Source organism: Aeromonas genomosp. paramedia, from assembly GCF_023093515.1.
GTDB lineage: Bacteria > Pseudomonadota > Gammaproteobacteria > Enterobacterales > Aeromonadaceae > Aeromonas.
The window spans coordinates 38,651-55,498 of sequence record NZ_JAAROG010000028.1 but is presented as its reverse complement, the minus strand read 5'-3'; the positions used below and the strand labels follow the sequence as shown (position 1 = coordinate 55,498).

General features: G+C 62.9%; 18 protein-coding genes. 7 read left to right on the top strand and 11 right to left on the bottom strand.

Features of this window, described 5'->3' with window-relative positions:
- Positions 1-76 precede the first annotated feature (76 nt).
- Positions 77-1,408, bottom strand: coding sequence for a DNA recombination protein RmuC (rmuC, locus tag HB860_RS19670; RefSeq protein WP_247627694.1), 1,332 nt, complete (start codon positions 1,406-1,408; stop codon positions 77-79).
- A 55-nt stretch (positions 1,409-1,463) separates the two neighbouring features.
- Positions 1,464-1,679 (bottom strand): hypothetical protein, encoded by a 216-nt coding sequence (locus HB860_RS19665; RefSeq protein WP_139437624.1) that lies wholly within the window; start codon positions 1,677-1,679, stop codon positions 1,464-1,466.
- A 137-nt stretch (positions 1,680-1,816) separates the two neighbouring features.
- On the opposite strand from HB860_RS19665, the gene HB860_RS19660 reads away from it, so the two are divergent.
- A complete protein-coding gene (locus HB860_RS19660) occupies positions 1,817-2,329 on the top strand; it encodes a ferredoxin-type protein NapF (protein WP_247627693.1) in 513 nt (170 codons plus the stop codon).
- Positions 2,330-2,421: 92 nt separating this feature from the next.
- Here HB860_RS19660 and HB860_RS19655 read toward each other — a convergent pair whose 3' ends face one another.
- From HB860_RS19655 to HB860_RS19630, 6 genes are all read right to left on the bottom strand, one after another.
- Entirely contained in the window at positions 2,422-2,874 is a 453-nt protein-coding gene (locus HB860_RS19655) for an Rrf2 family transcriptional regulator (protein ID WP_005326180.1), read from the bottom strand.
- Between the two features lie 299 nt (positions 2,875-3,173).
- Positions 3,174-4,013, bottom strand: a complete 840-nt coding sequence (locus tag HB860_RS19650) for a PfkB family carbohydrate kinase (protein ID WP_247627692.1) — start codon at positions 4,011-4,013, stop codon at positions 3,174-3,176.
- A 65-nt stretch (positions 4,014-4,078) separates the two neighbouring features.
- Entirely contained in the window at positions 4,079-5,050 is a 972-nt protein-coding gene (locus tag HB860_RS19645) for a LysR substrate-binding domain-containing protein (RefSeq protein WP_005326177.1), read from the bottom strand.
- 155 nt (positions 5,051-5,205) lie between these two features.
- Positions 5,206-5,934, bottom strand: coding sequence for a glutamine amidotransferase-related protein (locus HB860_RS19640; protein ID WP_042650122.1), 729 nt, complete (start codon positions 5,932-5,934; stop codon positions 5,206-5,208).
- A gap of 83 nt (positions 5,935-6,017) precedes the next feature.
- Entirely contained in the window at positions 6,018-7,514 is a 1,497-nt protein-coding gene (locus HB860_RS19635) for a CoA-acylating methylmalonate-semialdehyde dehydrogenase (RefSeq protein WP_247627691.1), read from the bottom strand.
- Between the two features lie 102 nt (positions 7,515-7,616).
- Positions 7,617-8,948 (bottom strand): aspartate aminotransferase family protein, encoded by a 1,332-nt coding sequence (locus HB860_RS19630; RefSeq protein WP_139437615.1) that lies wholly within the window; start codon positions 8,946-8,948, stop codon positions 7,617-7,619.
- 172 nt (positions 8,949-9,120) lie between these two features.
- Here HB860_RS19630 and HB860_RS19625 point away from each other — a divergent pair, with 172 nt between their 5' ends.
- The 3 genes from HB860_RS19625 to HB860_RS19615 all read left to right on the top strand — a co-directional run bounded on the left by HB860_RS19625 (position 9,121) and on the right by HB860_RS19615 (position 11,651).
- Positions 9,121-9,663 (top strand): cupin domain-containing protein, encoded by a 543-nt coding sequence (locus HB860_RS19625; RefSeq protein ID WP_139437613.1) that lies wholly within the window; start codon positions 9,121-9,123, stop codon positions 9,661-9,663.
- A gap of 198 nt (positions 9,664-9,861) precedes the next feature.
- The gene (locus HB860_RS19620) at positions 9,862-11,358 is read left to right on the top strand and encodes an aldehyde dehydrogenase (protein WP_247627690.1); all 1,497 of its coding nucleotides are present in this window, start codon (positions 9,862-9,864) and stop codon (positions 11,356-11,358) included.
- A gap of 125 nt (positions 11,359-11,483) precedes the next feature.
- Positions 11,484-11,651, top strand: a complete 168-nt coding sequence (locus HB860_RS19615) for a hypothetical protein (protein WP_162852236.1) — start codon at positions 11,484-11,486, stop codon at positions 11,649-11,651.
- 6 nt (positions 11,652-11,657) lie between these two features.
- Here HB860_RS19615 and HB860_RS19610 read toward each other — a convergent pair whose 3' ends face one another.
- Positions 11,658-11,972, bottom strand: a complete 315-nt coding sequence (locus tag HB860_RS19610; protein ID WP_236661792.1) for a helix-turn-helix transcriptional regulator — start codon at positions 11,970-11,972, stop codon at positions 11,658-11,660.
- A gap of 2 nt (positions 11,973-11,974) precedes the next feature.
- Positions 11,975-13,327, bottom strand: a complete 1,353-nt coding sequence (locus tag HB860_RS19605; RefSeq protein ID WP_247627689.1) for a type II toxin-antitoxin system HipA family toxin — start codon at positions 13,325-13,327, stop codon at positions 11,975-11,977.
- Between the two features lie 208 nt (positions 13,328-13,535).
- Between HB860_RS19605 and rarD the strand changes: the two genes are divergently transcribed.
- The 3 genes from rarD (at position 13,536) to HB860_RS19590 (ending at position 16,019) form a co-directional block, all read left to right on the top strand.
- Positions 13,536-14,432, top strand: a complete 897-nt coding sequence (rarD, locus tag HB860_RS19600) for an EamA family transporter RarD (protein ID WP_247627688.1) — start codon at positions 13,536-13,538, stop codon at positions 14,430-14,432.
- 56 nt (positions 14,433-14,488) lie between these two features.
- Positions 14,489-15,292, top strand: a complete 804-nt coding sequence (locus HB860_RS19595) for an AraC family transcriptional regulator (RefSeq protein WP_247627687.1) — start codon at positions 14,489-14,491, stop codon at positions 15,290-15,292.
- 82 nt (positions 15,293-15,374) lie between these two features.
- Positions 15,375-16,019 carry a LysE family translocator gene (locus HB860_RS19590; RefSeq protein WP_247627686.1) on the top strand — a complete coding sequence of 215 codons (645 nt, stop codon included), beginning with the start codon at positions 15,375-15,377 and terminating at the stop codon, positions 16,017-16,019.
- A gap of 92 nt (positions 16,020-16,111) precedes the next feature.
- On the opposite strand, the gene HB860_RS19585 is transcribed toward HB860_RS19590, so the two are convergent.
- Positions 16,112-16,771 carry a chromophore lyase CpcT/CpeT gene (locus HB860_RS19585; protein WP_193558742.1) on the bottom strand — a complete coding sequence of 220 codons (660 nt, stop codon included), beginning with the start codon at positions 16,769-16,771 and terminating at the stop codon, positions 16,112-16,114.
- Between the last annotated feature and the right edge of the window lie 77 nt (positions 16,772-16,848).

Below are 16,848 nucleotides of genomic sequence, written 5' to 3'. Positions count from 1 at the left end.
GCGTGGCGGATCACCATGACAAAAAGGGCAGCCCGCGGGCTGCCCTTTTTATCTGAGTTCGTCCGTCGCCGTTGCGTCAGTCGGCGGAGTCTTCCCGCTCCAGCGCGCGGTTGACCAGGGGCTCCGGCAGGGGCTTGGTGACCTCGACCCCCAGCTCGCGAAACCGCTCGGCCTGGGCGATCAGGTTGCCACGGCCGTTGACCAGTCGCCCCATCGCCTTGTCGTAGCTCTCCTGCGCCTTGTGCAGGCTGCCCCCCATCTGCTGCATCTCCTCCACGAACAGCCGCAGCTTCTCGTAGAGGCGACCGGCCCGCTCCGCTATCTGGCGCGAGTTCTGGTTCTGCCGCTCGTAGCGCCACAGGTTCTCTATGGTGCGCAGCGCCACCATCAGGTTGGTGGGGCTCACCAGCAGAATGTTGTGATCCAGCCCGTAACGCACCAGGGAGGGGTCGGCCTCCAGGGCGGTGAGGAAGGCAGGCTCCACCGCCACGAACATCAGCACATAATCCAGGGTGCGCACCCCGGGCAGCTGCTGGTAATCCTTGCGGCCCAGCTCGCGGATGTGGTTGCGCACCGAGGCGACGTGCTCCTTGAGCGCCACCGCCCTCTCCAGCTCGTCCCCCGCGTTGTACCAGCGCTCGTAGGCGGTCAGCGACACCTTGGCGTCTATGATGATGTCCTTGTCCTGGGGCAGGTGGACGATGACGTCGGGCTGATAGCGCTTGCCCTTGTCCACCTCGATATTGACCTGGGTGTGGTACTCGTGGCCCTCCCGCAGGCCGCACTCGGAGAGGATCCGCGCCAGCACCACCTCCCCCCAGTTGCCCTGCTGCTTGCTGTCCCCCTTGAGGGCCCGGGTCAGGGCCGCGGCCTCTTCGGTCATGCGGGCATTGAGCTCGGCGAGGCGCTCCAGCTCGAATTTGAGGCTGTGGCGCTGGGCCGTCTCCTGGGCGTGGGTCTCCCCCACCTGGCGACGAAAGCCCTCGAGCTGTTCCTTCAGGGGTGTCAGCAGCAGATCCAGGCTGTTCTGGTTCAATTCGCGGAAGTTACCTGAGTTTTGCTCGAAGATACGGTTGGCGAGGTTCTCGAACTGCTGGCTGAGGCGAGCCTCCGCCTGCTGTTGCAGCTGCAGCTTCTCGGCGCTGGCGATGCGCTCGCTGCGCAGGGTGGCTTCGGCATCCTTGAGGCGGGCGGTGAGCTTGAGCAACAGGGCCTGCTGCTGCTCCAGCTTCTGCTGGCCCAGCATTTTCTCGTCCTGCAGCTCGTCGAATCTGTCCTGCAGCGCCTGATGGCGCTCCTCAATGAGCAGTGTCTCCTCACGGGCCGTGCAACGCCCCGCCAGCCAGCCGAGGAGCAGGGCGAGCAGACCGGCCAGCAAGGCAGGCAGCCAGGTCGTCATCGGGATCATCGCCGACTCCGCCGACGCAGGAAGCGCTGGAGATCAACTCGTGCAGACAACCCTGTCATCGGCGGCTCCGCTGGCGCAGGAAGAGTTCGAGGTAACGGTTGAGCAGCAACCAGAAGAGGACATAGATGAGGTAGGCGGCCAGCACCACCCACTTGTGACTGTTGACCCCGGTGTCGAGCTCGGTGAACTCGATCTCCTTGATGTGGCAGTAGGCCCACATCAGCAGGGGGAAGATATACAGCAGAGAAGCACGCCACAGAAATAACCACATGAGTTCATCAGATCCCGCAAAAAGACCCGCCTAGCTTACACAAGGGCAACCCGGCTTGCGATCCTGGCCGGCGCTATTCTCTGGCTTGCCGGCGGAAAACTGGATAAAATTAACCCCTAATAGGTATAGGGGTGGGCATGACTCATTTTTTCTGTCGCTGGCTGACGCACGCACTGGGGGGCACCCGCAAACCGGACATGGTTTGCCACGAGGCGCGCCCGCCCTGGGCCATCGAAGAGTCGCAATTCCTCGCCCTGTGCCGCCGCTGCGGCGACTGCTTCAAGGCCTGCCCCAATGGTCTGCTCAAACCCGCCGACCAGCCCGAATATGTCGGCACCCCCATCGCCGGCACCCCAGTGCTGGATCTCGCCTGCGGCCAGTGCAGTTACTGTGGCAGCTGCGCCAGAGCCTGTCCCACCGGGGCGCTGGATCTGAGGCTCGGCCGTCAGGTACAGACCCGGGTCAGGATAGAGGCGAGCTGTCAGGCCCGTCAGGGCTTCTACTGCCTGCTGTGCGAGGATGCCTGCCCCCAGCAGGCGATCAAGGCCAGCAGCGAGGGGGTGAGCGTCAACATGGCGGCCTGCGACGGTTGCGGTGCCTGCGGCCTCGCCTGCCTGCACGGCGCCATCACCCTGATCCCCCAGCTCTGACGGCTCCGGCATTCCGACGCCCCCAGATCCGTCCCCAGCATGCATGCCAGACAGCAAAAAGGGCCCTCGGGGCCCTTTCACTGTCATGACCCTCAGGCCATGGTCAGGATATTGTCCTGCTCTATCCCCAGCAGATGGCACAGCCGGGTCGGATCCCGCACCGCATCCGCCAGCGTGTATTCCCCCAGCACCTCGAGGAAGGCGTTCATGGCGCGGCGCAAGATGCCCTGGATGCGGCAGCCGCCGGAGAGGCGGCAGTTCTCGCGCTTGCAGTCCACCGGGCAGAGCACGTGCTCCATGTCCATCACCACGTCGCGCAGGTTGATGGAGACGGCGGAGCGGCCGAGACGGATGCCGCCATGCTTACCACGTACCGTTTCGATGTACCCCTTGATGCCGAGCTGATGCACTATCTTGACCACGTGGTTGCGGGAGATGGCGAAGGTGTCGGCCACTTCCGTGATGGTCGACAGGCGATCACCGGGCTGGATGGCCAGAAAGGTCAGGGTACGCAGGGCATAGTCGGTAAATCGTGTGAGTTGCATGGTCGCACTTGCCTCTTACTACAAGCCAGAAATCAGGACGACAGCCAGTGGCCAGAGAGGTGAGACTGCACGTGCGCCCGCACAGGTGTCGCGTCTTCAGCCGGGTCGTGGAGTGACAAGGTTAAGAGCAGCTCTGGCGGGTGTCGACGAAGATGTACATAAATCGACACTTTCTTTGATTGATCGCAAACTTGCCGGCTCGGGGCGGGGTTTTGGCCATTTCCGGCGGCTAAATTCCATCGCCAGGTACGGGGCCTCAGGCCGGCGAGCGGGCCGGCGAACGGGCCGGTTCGCGGCTGTCAGTGGGGATGCTTCAGCCAGGTTTTCAGGGCCTGGGAGGGGATGGAGCTCTCGGAGGCGACCGCGAAGGCGCCCCAGTCCACCGCACACTGCAGGGCATCCCTCATCGCCATGCCGCGGGCAAGACCGTGGATAAGGCCGCCGGCGAAGGCATCCCCCGCCCCCGTGGTGTCGACCACGGACACAGGCCGCGCCGCCACCCGTACCTGCTCCTCGCCGTGGATGGCCACGGCCCCCGCCTTGCCCTCGGTCAGCACCAGCCATTCGAGCTGATCTCCTGCGAGTTGGCGGGCATGCTGCCAGGGGTCGCCCACCTCGGTTAGATCGGCGCGGGAGGCCACCAGCACGTGGCAGGGGCGGCGAGCCTGCCCGCCCTTGGGATACTGGGCCACCACGAAACTCTTGCCCAGCATCTGGCACATGTAGCCGATGATGGCGGTGCCGGGGTAGTTCACATAGAGGCAGTCCACCCCCTCCAGCGGCAGGTCACCGGGCAGATCCGGACGACGTGGCCGCCTCAGAATGGTGCGCTCCCCGGTGGAGTCCACCAGCACCAGCAGCTCCCCCGTCTCGCCGCCGAAGCGCTCCACGTGGGAGCAGTCCAGCCCATGGCCCGCCGCCTGCTCCAGCAGCCAGTCGCCGGTCTCGTCCAGCCCGATGCGGGAGGCGATGATGACCTCGTGCCCCGCCCACACCAGCCCTATGCCGGTGTTGGCGGCGCCGCCGCCGAGCCTGCGCCCCTGATCCACGTATTGCAGGCGCGCCCCCGCCACCAGGGGTTCGGCGAGGGAGAGCACATGATCACAGTTGAGATTGGCAAGCAGCAGGATGCGGGACATGGGGACCTCGGCAGGGCGGGCAGGATCCGGCACCCAGCGGCACCGGATCTGTCACGGAAGACGACTCAGTAGACGGGCAGCTCCACCCCGACCAGCAGTTCGTCGATGCGCGCCTGGGTCGGCTGCTGCATCACGTTCTGGATCATCTCCTTGGTGAGATGGGGGGAGAAGGAGCTGATGAAGTCATACATGTAGTTCTGCAAGAGGATGCTCTTGCTGAAGCAGAGCTGGGCCGGGCAGGGCTCGAACAGGTGCTCCAGATTGATGGCCACCAGGCCGGGGGCATCGGTGTCGTTGGCCACCAGCGACGAGATGATGCCGATACCAAAGCCCAGCTCCACGTAGCGCTTGATGACCCCCGCATCCATCACCGTCATGTAGTAGTTGGGGCTGAGGCCGGCCGCCTGGAACACCCTGTCCTGCACCTGACGCCCGGTGGCGCCACTCTCGTAGCTGAGGATGGGGTACTGGCAGAGCTGCTCCAGGGTCGGTTTCTTCACCTTGGCCAGGGGGTGATCCTGGGGCACCACCAGCGACAGGGTCCAGAGATAGGCGGGCAGCGCGATCAGCTCCTTGTCGAAGCCTATCTCGTGGGCCACGATGGAAAAATCCGAGTAACCCTTGCTGATCTGCTCCTTGGTAGCCGACATCACGGGGTGCAGGTGGAACGAGATCTTGGGGTACTTCTTGGTGAAATAGGTGACGCTTTTCGGCAGCAGGTAGCGGGCTATGGTGTGGGTGGTGTGGATGTTGAGGGTGCCCACCGTCGGGTCCAGGTACTCCCGGGAGATGGCCTTGATCTTGCTCTCTATGTTGAGCATGGCCTCGGCGCACTTGATGATCTCCTCCCCCACAGGGGTGATCCTGTGCAGGTGCTTGCCGCGACGCTCGAAGATGCGCACCCCCAGCTCGCTCTCCAGCAAGCCGATCTGCTTGCTCACCCCAGGCTGGCTGGTATAGAGCGCATCGGAAGCGACGGAGACGTTGAGATTGTGGTCCCGCACCGCGATCAGATACTTCAACTGCTGTAGTTTCAAGGTTGCACCCTCACAGGCTGGCGCGGCTGTCGTCAGATGGACAAGGCCGCCACAAATGGCGGCCAGTGTACCATCCGAGCTCGGCATATCACCGCTTGATCCTTCATTTTGCTACAAAATCTAGCATCTGCAGGGTGGATATGACAAACGGACGCTCAGCGCACGGCAGGCCCGACCGGCAGCATGCCGAGGAACTGCAGCAGCCACTGCATCATGGTGGCCGAGTCCACTTCTCCCTCCAGGGAGGAGAGGCTGCTCTGGTAGTGTTCGTCGGGCAACCGATCCCGCCGCCGTTCGATCAGTGCCCGGTTGTACTCCACCGAAAACTCCGGATGACCCTGGATGGCGACTATGTGATCCCCCTGCAGGAACATGAAGTTCGGGCAGAAGTCGTTGCCCGCCAGCAGGGTCGCCCCCGGTGGCAGCTGCTCCACCTGATCCTGGTGACTGGCCAGGATCCGTATGGTCTCGAGCCCCGGCTGCATCCAGGGTTTCGCCTCCTGCATGGGGTGAACCGAGACCCCCAGCCCCCAGCCCTTGGTGGACTTCACCACCTCTCCCCCCAGCGCCTGGGCGATCACCTGATGACCAAAGCAGATGCCGGCCAGCTTGACGTTGGCATCGTGGGCCCGCCGGATCCAGTCGCGCAGCGCCAGGATCCAGGGGATGTCGCTGTAGGCATCGTGGCGCGAGCCTGTGATGAGCCAGGCATCGCACTCGTTCAAGTCGCTCGGCAGCTCGCCGTCGAGCGCCGACCAGACCCTGTATTCCAACGCCGGGGCCAGCGCCCGGAATCCCTTGATAAACATCTCGGAGTAAACGGGGCCGAAACTCCCAACCAAGTCGGGGTCCAGCCGGTCACAATCGAGAATTCCCAGTCGCATCTGTCACTCCTTCACAGGGATAGCGGGACACGCCGGCGGACTCCTTCCGCCGGGCCATGCCAGGGCTAGCTGCTGCATGTTGATCATTTCATGGTCGGCATGGAGAACTCGGCGCCGGCCCGCAGGCTCTGGGGCCAGCGCGCAGTCACCGTCTTCATCCGGGTATAGAAGCGCACCCCGTCCGGCCCGTGCATGTTGAGCGGCCCGAAGATGGATCGCTTCCAGCCACCGAAGCTGTGAAACGCCATGGGCACAGGGATGGGTACGTTCACCCCTACCATACCGACCTGAACCCTCGTGGTGAAGTCCCTTGCGGTATCCCCGTCGCAGGTAAAGATGGCGGTGCCGTTGCCGTACTCGTGTTCGTTGATGAGGCGCAGGGCCGTCTCGTAGTCCGGCGCCCGCACTATGGCGAGCACGGGGCCGAAGATCTCCTCCCGGTAGATGCGCATCTCGGGGCCGACCCGGTCGAACAGGCTGCCGCCGATAAAGTAACCCTCACCGTGGCTGACACCGCGACCATCGACCACCAGTTCGGCCCCCTCTGTCACCCCCTGATCCACGTAGCCGCGCACCTTGGCCAGGTGCTCGCGACTGATGAGGGGGCCCATCTCGTTCTCCGGGCTCTGGCCGAGGCCGGGTCCGACCCTCAGCGCCGCCACCAGGGGCGAGAGTTTCGCGACCAGGGCATCGGCGGTGGCATCGCCGACCACCAGGGCCACCGAGATCGCCATGCAGCGCTCACCGGCCGCGCCGTAGGCCGCCCCCATCAGGGCGGAGACCGCTTGATCGAGATCCGCATCCGGCATCACCAGCATGTGGTTCTTGGCGCCGCCCAGGGCCTGCACCCGCTTGCCGTGGGCCGAGGCGGTGGCATAGATGTACTGGGCGATGGGGGTGGAGCCGACGAAGGAGACCGCCTGTACCCGCGGATCGCTCAGCAGCACGTCCACCACCTCCTTGTCGCCGTTGACCACGTTCAGCACCCCGTCCGGCAGACCCGCCTGCTTGAGCAGCTCGGCCATGCGCAGGGCCAGCGAGGGATCCTTCTCGGACGGCTTGAGGATGAAGCTGTTGCCACAGGCCAGCGCCACCGGGAACATCCAGAGCGGCACCATGGCCGGGAAGTTGAACGGCGTGATGCCGGCGCAGACCCCCACCGGCTGCATCATGGAGTGACTGTCCACCCCGCGGCCCACGTTGAGGGAGTGCTCCCCCTTGAGCAGATGGGGAATGCCGCAGGCAAACTCCACCACCTCCAGCCCCCGGGTCAGCTCCCCCTGGGCGTCGGAGAACACCTTGCCGTGCTCGCGACTGATGAGGCGGGCCAGCTCGTCCCTGTGCTGCTCCATCAGCTCCTTGAAGCGGAACATCACCCGCGCCCGCACCAGCGGCGGGGTCTGGGACCAGTCGGCGAAGGCGCGCTCGGCGCTGGCGATGGCATCGAGGCACTCGGCGGCGGTGGAGAGGGCCACAGTGCCCTGCTGCTGGCCGGTGGCCGGATCGAAGATGGCGCCGAAACGCTCGCTGCGACTCTCTGTGGTTTCGCCGTCGATGAAGTTGTCGATCCTGTAACTCATAAATCCTCCGTGATGGGTCATTCGCGTCATCCCTGCGCGCGGCCGTGGGCATCAGGCACAGGAAGAGGGCGCCCGGCGGGCGCCATGCAATCGGGTGAAACGTTATTCCTGGCTCTGCAACACGTCCTGCAGCAGAGTGAAGAGGTCATCGATCTCGCTGCGCTCGATGATGAGGGGTGGCGACAGGGCTATGATGTCGCCGGTCACCCGGATCAGCGCCCCCTTCTCGAAACAGCGCACGAACACCTCGTAGGCCCGCTTGCCCGGCGCATCCGGCATGGATTCCAGCTCTATGCCCGCCACCAGGCCGTAGTTGCGCACATCCTTCACATGCTTGCAGCCCTTCAACGAATGGGCCGCCTCCTCCCAGTAGCCCGCCAGATCGGCGGCGCGATGGAGCAGGTTCTCGCTGCGGTAGATCTCGAGGGTCGCCAGACCCGCAGCGGCGGCCACAGGGTGGCCCGAGTAGGTGTAGCCGTGGAACAGCTCGATGGCGCCCTTGCCGGCGGCCATCATGTCGTCATAGATGTGGTTCTGGACCAGCACCGCCCCCATGGGGATGGCGCCGTTGGTGAGCCCCTTGGCGCAGGTGATAAGGTCGGGGATGACGTCGAACTCCTGGGCGGCAAAGGGGGAGCCCAGGCGACCGAAGCCGGTGATCACCTCGTCGAAGATCAGCAGGATGCCGTGTTTGGTGCAGATCTCCCTCAGCCGCTTGAGGTAGCCCTTGGGGGGCATGATGACGCCGGTGCTGCCGGCGATGGGCTCGACGATGACGGCCGCTATGTTGCTGGCATCATGGAGGAAGACGATCTTCTCCAGCTCGTCGGCCAGAGTGAGATCTTCCTCCGGCAAACCCCTGGTGAAGGCATTTTTCCCAATGTTGAGGGTGTGGGGCAGGTGATCCACCCCCCCAAGCAGGGAGCCGAACCACTTGCGGTTGCCGGGAATGCCCCCCACCGAGATGCCGCCGAAGCCGACCCCGTGGTAGCCGCGCTCACGGCCAATGAGTCGGGTGCGGGTGCCCTGGCCGCGGGCCCGCTGCCAGGCCAGCGCTATCTTGAGCGCAGTGTCGACGGATTCCGAACCGGAGTTGGTATAGAAGACGTGGCCGAAGCCCTTGGGGGCTATCTCCACCAGCCGGTTGGCCAGCTCGAACGGCAGAGGGTGGCCCATCTGGAACGTGGGGGCAAAATCGAGGTGGGAGATCTGCTGGGAGACCGCCTCGGCAATCTCGCGCCGACCATGGCCCGCGTTGCAACACCAGAGCCCGGCGGTGCCATCCAGTATCTTGCGGCCATCCTCTGAGTGATAATACATCCCCTCTGCCGACTTCAGGATGCGCGGCGCCGCCTTGAACTGCTGGTTGGCGGTGAAGGGCATCCAGAAGGCGGACATGTCGGAAGGGGTATTGATGTCGCTAATCGGTTTCATGGTCACCTCATCCTTAAGGCGTTTAGTAACACTTGGCTGATGCCTATTAAATTAAACACCTGAATCCATAAAAAAGGGCCTTTCATCGCCCTGCTTGGTGTCACCCCCCAGGGGTGGTATAAGATATTTAACACAATTTTAATAATAGTAAACAGTCAAGGAGTGTCTATCGATGGATATCGGTCACCGCCTCAAGGCGGTTCGCACCAAGGCGGCCCTCTCCCAGCGCGAGCTGGCCAAGCGCTCCGGTGTGACCAACGGTTTTATCTCCCAGATCGAGAAAAATCAGGTGAGCCCCTCGGTCGCGTCGCTGCGCAAGGTGCTGGAAGGCATCCCCATGTCGCTGGCCAGCTTCTTCACCGATGAGACGGAGATGGATTCCGAGGTGATCTTCCGCGCGGACGACATGCCGGATCTCGGCACCCACCCCATCAGCTATCGACTGGTGGGCCACAGCCGGGCCAACCGCGCCATCGGCATGATGCAGGAGGTACTGCCCCCGGGGGCCGACACCGGCGACGACATGCTGAGTCACGAGGGGGAAGAGTGCGGCATCGTCATCAGGGGACAGGTGGAGGTCACCGTCGGCGAGCAGGTACACCTGCTGGCCCCCGGGGATGGCTACTACTTCGACAGCCGCACCCCGCACCGCTTCCGCAATGTGGGGGAGCAGGAGTGCATGCTGATCTCGGCCAACACCCCGGCCAGCTTCTGATCCCCATGGGTGGCCAGGGCCGCTCGCCCCTCCACGAAACGGCCCTGCTGCCTGGATGAGGTCCGCCGCAGATCGGGGGCTTTCCTCAGGCACCGAGCGGCAAGTGTTTAATGAATTGTTACAAGATGGATTTACAAGCGGCAGGATGTTTAGCATATTGATACGCGAAGACGTTTTTTGCCGGTTCAAGGAGTGAACATGAGTGACCTGACCCTGGCCCAGTGGCAACACAAGGCCGCCCATCTGACCCTGCCCTCGCAAGCCTTTATCGACGGCAGCTACCGGGATGCCGTCAACGGCGCCACCTTCGATTGCATCAACCCGGCCAACGGCCAGTTGCTGACCAAGGTGGCCTCCTGCGACGCTGCCGACGCCGAGCTGGCGGTGCAGGCCGCCCGCGCCGCCTTCGATGACAAGCGCTGGAGCGGGCTCTCCCCGAAACAGCGCAAGCTCGTCATGCAGCGCTTCGCCGAACTGATGCGCCTCAACCAGGTGGAGCTGGCCCTGCTGGAGTCCCTGGACATGGGCAAGCCTATCGGCGATGCCATGGGCTATGACGCCCCCGCCGCCGCCAACTGCATCGCCTGGAACGCCGAGGCCATCGACAAGATCTACGATCAGGTCGCCCCGGTGGAAGAGTCCGCCCTGGCCCTGGTGACCCGGGAGGCGCTCGGGGTGGTGGCCGCCATCGTCCCCTGGAACTTCCCCCTGGTGATGGCCTGCTGGAAGCTGGGCCCGGCGCTGGCCACCGGCAACTCCGTCATCCTCAAGCCGTCCGAAAAATCCCCTCTCACCGCCCTGCGCATCGCCGGCCTTGCGAAAGAGGCGGGCATCCCGGACGGCGTCTTCAACGTGCTGCCGGGCTTTGGCCACACAGTGGGCGAGGCGCTGGCCATGCACATGGACGTGGACTGCATCACCTTCACCGGCTCCACCAAGATCGGCAAGCATCTGGTGCAGTGCTCCGGCAAGTCCAATCTGAAACGCGCCTTTATGGAGTGTGGCGGCAAGAGCCCCAACATAGTGCTGGCGGATGCACCGGATCTGGACGCCGCCGCCAGGAGCGCCGTGGGCGCCATCTTCTACAACCAGGGCGAGGTGTGCACCGCCGCCTCCCGCCTGCTGGTGCAGAACAGCATCAAGCCACAGTTCATGGAGCGCCTGCTGGCCCATGCCCGCGAGTGGATCGCCGCCAACCCGCTGGATCCCGCCACCCGCATCGGCGCCATGGTGGACGGCATCCAGATGGAGCAGGTGCTGAACTACATCGCCATCGGCCAGCAGGAGGGCGCCAGGCTGCTGCTGGGGGGCAAGCGCACTCATGCCGAGAGCGGCGGCTTCTATATCGAGCCCACCATCTTTGACGACGTGACCCCAAAGATGCGCATCTTCCGCGAGGAGATCTTCGGCCCTGTGCTGGCGGTGACCGGCTTCGACACCCTCGAAGAAGCCATCGCCCTTGGCAACGACACCGACTACGGTCTGGCGGCGGCGATCTGGACGGCGGATCTCAACAAGGCGGTCAAGGGCTCCCGCGCCCTGCGCGCCGGCACCGTCTTCGTCAACAACTGGGATGGGGGCGACATGACGATGCCGTTCGGCGGCTTCAAGCAGTCCGGCAACGGCCGCGACAAGTCACTGCACGCCCTGGAGAAGTACACCGAGCTGAAAAGCACCTGGATCCAGCTCGATTAGCGTCGAATATGACGAGATCAGACAACAAAGGGGGAGAAATCCCCCTTTTTCATTTTTACCCTTTCCTCAACGGCCTCAATCGATATAATCATCAAATAGACAAGCCCTTAAATATAAAGATAAAAATGCTGTTTTTTCTGGGAAGTGTACTGTTTCTGGTAGTGGGTCTGCCGCTGCTTTTCTTCATGCTGGGCCAGGGTGAGGCCTATGTGACCTGGGGTCCCTGGATCTCCGCCATCGCGCTCATGCTGTGGCTGCTCATGGATGTAGAGAAGATCCGCCGTGGACGTTGATCATTCCTACTCATCATCAACCAGTTGTTCGGCAATCTGTTTTTGCAAACCCAAGTTCAATGGTGTCAGCCTCATCTTCAATCCAAATGGCCGGAATACCTGATCGACCGTCTTCATTGAAGGAGTGGCAGTATTGCGTTCGATTGCTGACAAGGTGCGTCGACTGATACCAATTAGACTGGCATAGCCCTCCTGATCCATCCCTAGCATCTCTTTGCGCAACTTGCGTAGCAGGTCGCCTTCGTGGATGACGCCACGATGCAACTTGACCAACAGTTCACGCAGCAGCTCCTCACGCTCCTCTATAGATAGTTTCTTCATCCTCATGCCCCCCACTGCTCAATCCAGACCGTCAGTCTTTCATCGAGCGTATTGAAATTGAATGTCGGCATATTCAGGATGGAAACGGGCACTCCACGTCGAGCCAAGCGTTCCGGTAACCCCTTGAGCCTTAGTGCCAGCTCGGTCAACGATGCCAACAAGATGTCAGGCTCAACCCTGTGTGACAGGCGTTGCGCAATGGCCACCCAATCAAACTGCCCTCCCTCTTCGAGCCCCAACCCCCACTGTGTCGTGCGACGGATCCCCTCTGGATCGGCTTTCATGGGGGCAAAGTCGTAGACTGGCGCGAGCCAGATCCCCTCGTCGCTCTTGAGCAATGCCGTATTGCGGCCATGGTTGTCCGAATTTCCAAAGACCACGTTGAGCAAGTCGCGTCTGACCCACTCGATCACAAATGCAGCGCTGTTGAAACGAGTGTTACGCTGTCGGGCCTCCCCCTCCAGCATGGGCAGCAAGGTATCGAGAATATCCAGATGGTTAAGGTCCGAGCCTGGGGCTGCGCCCATCACGCTATAGACAGATTCCACTCCGAAGCGAACCAATTTTTGCTCCTGCACCGCTACATCAAAGCGGGGAAGCCACAACGAAGGGTATTTGCTCCCTTCGTCAAGACGCATGCCATGAATCGGTATCGTATCGATCCCCAAGGCATTAAGTTCTTGATAATAGTGATACTCAGCTCTGAGGATATCCTGGTCAATGGCGCTGCGATTGTTACGCGGGAACTTGACCAGATAGAACTCATCCAGGCAGTAGGGGTCATCCTGAAAAGTGTCTATCCACACCTCCTGATTGCGATTTTGCCGCAACAACAGCTTGGGGGCCTCTCCACCGGCCCCGGTCGCACCACCGCTGGCGGCCCCCATCTGCTGGGCATATTCCAGAAAGTCGGTATCACGTTCCAATACCATCGCCACAGGGAAGCGCAGTTGTGTGACCCGGCTCTGCTCGGGTATCTGAGTCGCGACTCTCTCTACAGCCTCCTTGATGCGCAAGTTTCCGATCGGAGCAATAGTACCGAGAGCCAGAAGGGTACGGTCTTGTCCCTCTTCACCCAAATGTCCGATGTCGAGCTGCCTGACCCAGTAACGGCGCGCACTGCCCGCTGGCATAATGTCATCGAGAAAACGAAACCAGCCACCATCATGAGGGATCATCAGCTCAATGGGGTACCTCAAGGCACAGGCGTGCCATCCCTGTGTTTGATGCAGATGTTCAAGGGCATAATCAAACTCATAGGCGAGCCGGGCCGAGCGCTTCCCTCCCTCATTCAGCCGCAAACGGGCTGCATCACACCACCCCTTTTCACCATAAATCTGGATAGTCAGTTCCATCACACCTCACCATGTGAGTTATTTTGCTCAAAATTATGACGTCCTTCATATTTTGAGAATTATATTACTCAAAAATAGATCCTTCAGTAAATTTTGAGCAAAATAATTCACATCAAAACATGGTTCTTTGTTCCCGCTACGGTACTCGTTACACTCATTACCCCATGATCTCCAACACCCACAACAAGCCATAAGGCAACATTCACGCATGCAGCAACAGATCCAGCGCCAGGGCATCATCTATGCCCTGTGCGCCTATACCCTTTGGGGCCTGGCGCCCATCTACTTCAAGACCATTTCCGCCGTCCCGGCCGCCGAGATCCTGACCCACCGCATGATCTGGTCCTGCGCCCTGCTGATGGTGCTGACCCTGATCGGCCGCCAGTGGCACAAGGTGCAGGCGGTGTTGCGCCAGCCAAAAGTGCTGCTCACCCTGGCCTTCACCTCGGTCACCGTCGGTGGCAACTGGCTGCTGTTTATCTGGGCCATCAACAACGGTCACATGCTGGATGCCAGCCTCGGCTACTACATCAACCCGCTGTTCAACGTGCTGCTCGGCATGGTGTTTCTGAGCGAGAAGCTGCGCCGCCTGCAGTGGTGGGCGGTGGGACTGGCGGTGATAGGGGTTGCCGTCCAGCTCATCGCCTTCGGCTCCCTGCCCTGGATAGCCCTGGTGCTGGCCTCGAGCTTCGCCATCTATGGCCTGATCCGCAAGAAGCTGGCCCTGGATGCCCTCACCGGCCTGCTGATCGAGACCATGATCATGCTGCCGCCGGCCGCCCTCTATCTGTGGGGATTCGCCGACAGCCCCACCAGCCACCTCACGCAAAACGACTGGCACCTGAACCTGCTGCTGATCGCTGCCGGGGTCGTGACCACGGCACCCCTGCTCTGCTTCACCGCCGCCGCCACCCGGCTCAAGCTCTCCACCCTGGGCTTCTTCCAGTACATAGGCCCCAGCCTGATGTTCATCCTGGCGGTCACCCTCTATGGGGAGGCGCTGGCGCTGGACAAGATGATCACCTTCGGCTGTATCTGGAGCGCCCTGGTGCTGTTCAGCCTGGACGGGTTACGCAGCGGCAAGCGGCGCCAGGAGGCTGGCTGAGACGCCGGCGCAATAATCTACAAGCCAAGGGGCGGCTTTCGGGTTATCAATAGGGCATGAACGCCCCCCAATCCCGCATCCACTACTGGCAATCCCGGCTGCTGCCGGGGGTTGAACTCTCCCACTCCCATCACAGGGAGTTCAGCTATGGCCGCCACGTGCACCTGGACTACCACATTGGTCTGGTGCAGCAGGGCGGCCAGAAGTTCATCCACAAGGGCAGCAGCCACAACCTGGTGCGCGGCCAGCTCTCCACCGTCAACCCGGACGAGATGCACGACGGCCTCAGCCTGCTGCCGGAAGGGTACGAGGTGCGGGTGTTCGCCATCGCCCCCGAGCAGCTGGCCCGCTGGCTGCCAGACAAGCCCGACCCCTTCTTCGACAAGGGGCTGCAGAGCCGCCCCGACCTCTATCAGGGCTTCGCAAGGCTGCACATGTATCTGGATCAGCCCGAGCCCGACGCCCTGCTGGCGGAAAGCCAGCTCCTGGCCCTGCTCGGCGAGCTGCTGCACCTGGCACCGGAGCGCCATGCCCTGGCGGATCCCCAGCTAAGATTCCTGCGCGACTACCTGCTGGGCCAGCTGGACGGGCACCACAGCCTGGAGGATCTGGCCGCCCTGTTCGGGCTGGATCGCTTCGCCTTCCTGCGCCAGTTCAAGAAAAAGACCGGCATGACCCCCTACGCCTGGCTCAAGCGGCTGCGTCTCGAGCGCGGCAAGCACCTGCTCGCCCGCGGCCTGCCGGTGAGCGAGGTGGCGCTGGCGGTCGGTTTCTTCGATCAGAGCCACTTCCACCACGGCTTCCGCCAGGCCTTCGGACTGACCCCGGCGGGCTACCGTCAGCAGATGCTCCCCGGCTGACCGATCCCGCTGCAATCTTTTACAAGCCAGCCCCTGCCTCCATCCCCCATGCTGCTGCCTCATCTTTGTAGCGAGGTATGTCATGTTCACCAGCCTGTTTCTGACCATAGGTCTCATCCACCTGATCGCCCTGGCGAGCCCGGGCCCGGATTTTGCGCTGATCCTGCGCACCAGCCTGCACAGGCCCACGGCGCTCGGGGCCGCGCTTGGCATCGCCATCGCCATCCTGCTGCACGCCACCCTCAGCCTCACCGGCATCAACCTGCTGATCGCGAGCCAGCCCTGGCTGTTCCTGGCGGTAAAGGTGGTGGGTGCCCTCTATCTGGGCTGGCTCGGTTGGGGGGCCATCAAGGCGGCGCGCCGCAGCGCCGCCACCCAGGCACTGCGGGCTGGCGGGGAGTTGCAGGGCTGGAATCGGGGGCTGAGAGCCGGGATCGCCACCAACCTGCTCAACCCCAAGGCGCTGCTGTTCTTCATGGGATTGCTGGCGGCCATGGTGACACCCCAGGTGGATGGCCTGACCCGGGGCCTGCTGATCCTGGAGCTCTTCCTGCTCTCCCTGGCCTGGTTCGGGCTGCTGGCCTGGAGCCTCTCCACCGCCCGGGCCCAGCGGCTGATCGGCCGGGTGCAACGGCCCCTGAACCTGGTCACAGGGCTGCTGCTCGGGGCGGTCAGCCTCTCCATCCTCATCGACCTTCAGGCGCACTGGCCCGGGCTCGCGACATAAACGGGGCTGGGCGGACGAGCGGCTGCGAAGCGGCGACCTCAGCGAGCACCGCCAGCAGCGGGAGATGCCAACGTGATGCGGCGCCGCCAGGGTCACTCCCCCCGTTGCTTCACCTTGCGCAGGTAGAGATACCCCTCCCCCGGGCTGCCCCAGCGCTGGCGGGCGCCGTTGTCATAGGCCCTGTCCAGCAGCCTGACGCTGTTGGGGCCTATCCAGAGGTACTGCACCAGGGTAGTGGCGCCGCCAAAGTCGGTGGCGCAGCTGCCGACCTTGCTGTGGCCCGCGTACTCTCCGCTGGCCTGGCGGGTCAGCCAGATCTCGCAGCCCTGGCGCAGGGAGAGTTGTTGCGGGGTGAGGGAGTCGAGCAGCTCGGGCTGACGCCAGGCGCCGGCGAAATCCGTGGCCCTCGGCATGGTCAGCTCGGCCATCAAGATGCGGCCATCGGGCAACGGGGAGAAACGGTAGATGCGCTGACGGAACGGGCGCACCGCCCGCTCGGTCAGGAACTGCTCGGCATAGACCCAGCGAAAGGGGCCTTCTCCGGGCCAGATCTCCACCAGTCGCAGCTCGGCGCTGGTGAAACGCGGGTCGTAACCGGCCTGCTCCTGGCTGGAGAACTCGCCGGTGAACCAGGAGAGCAGCGGCTCCATCTTCCCCTGCACCGGTGACGGACTGGCCACGAAGGGAACGGGGTTGGCCCACACCAGGCAGCCGTAAAACAACCCCAGCAGGGCCACCATCAGCTTTGTCATCGAATCCTTCCGAGTCGCTTGCATGGCGGCGATTATATGAGCGAACGGCGGCAATAACCTCTATCTTGATCAACTCC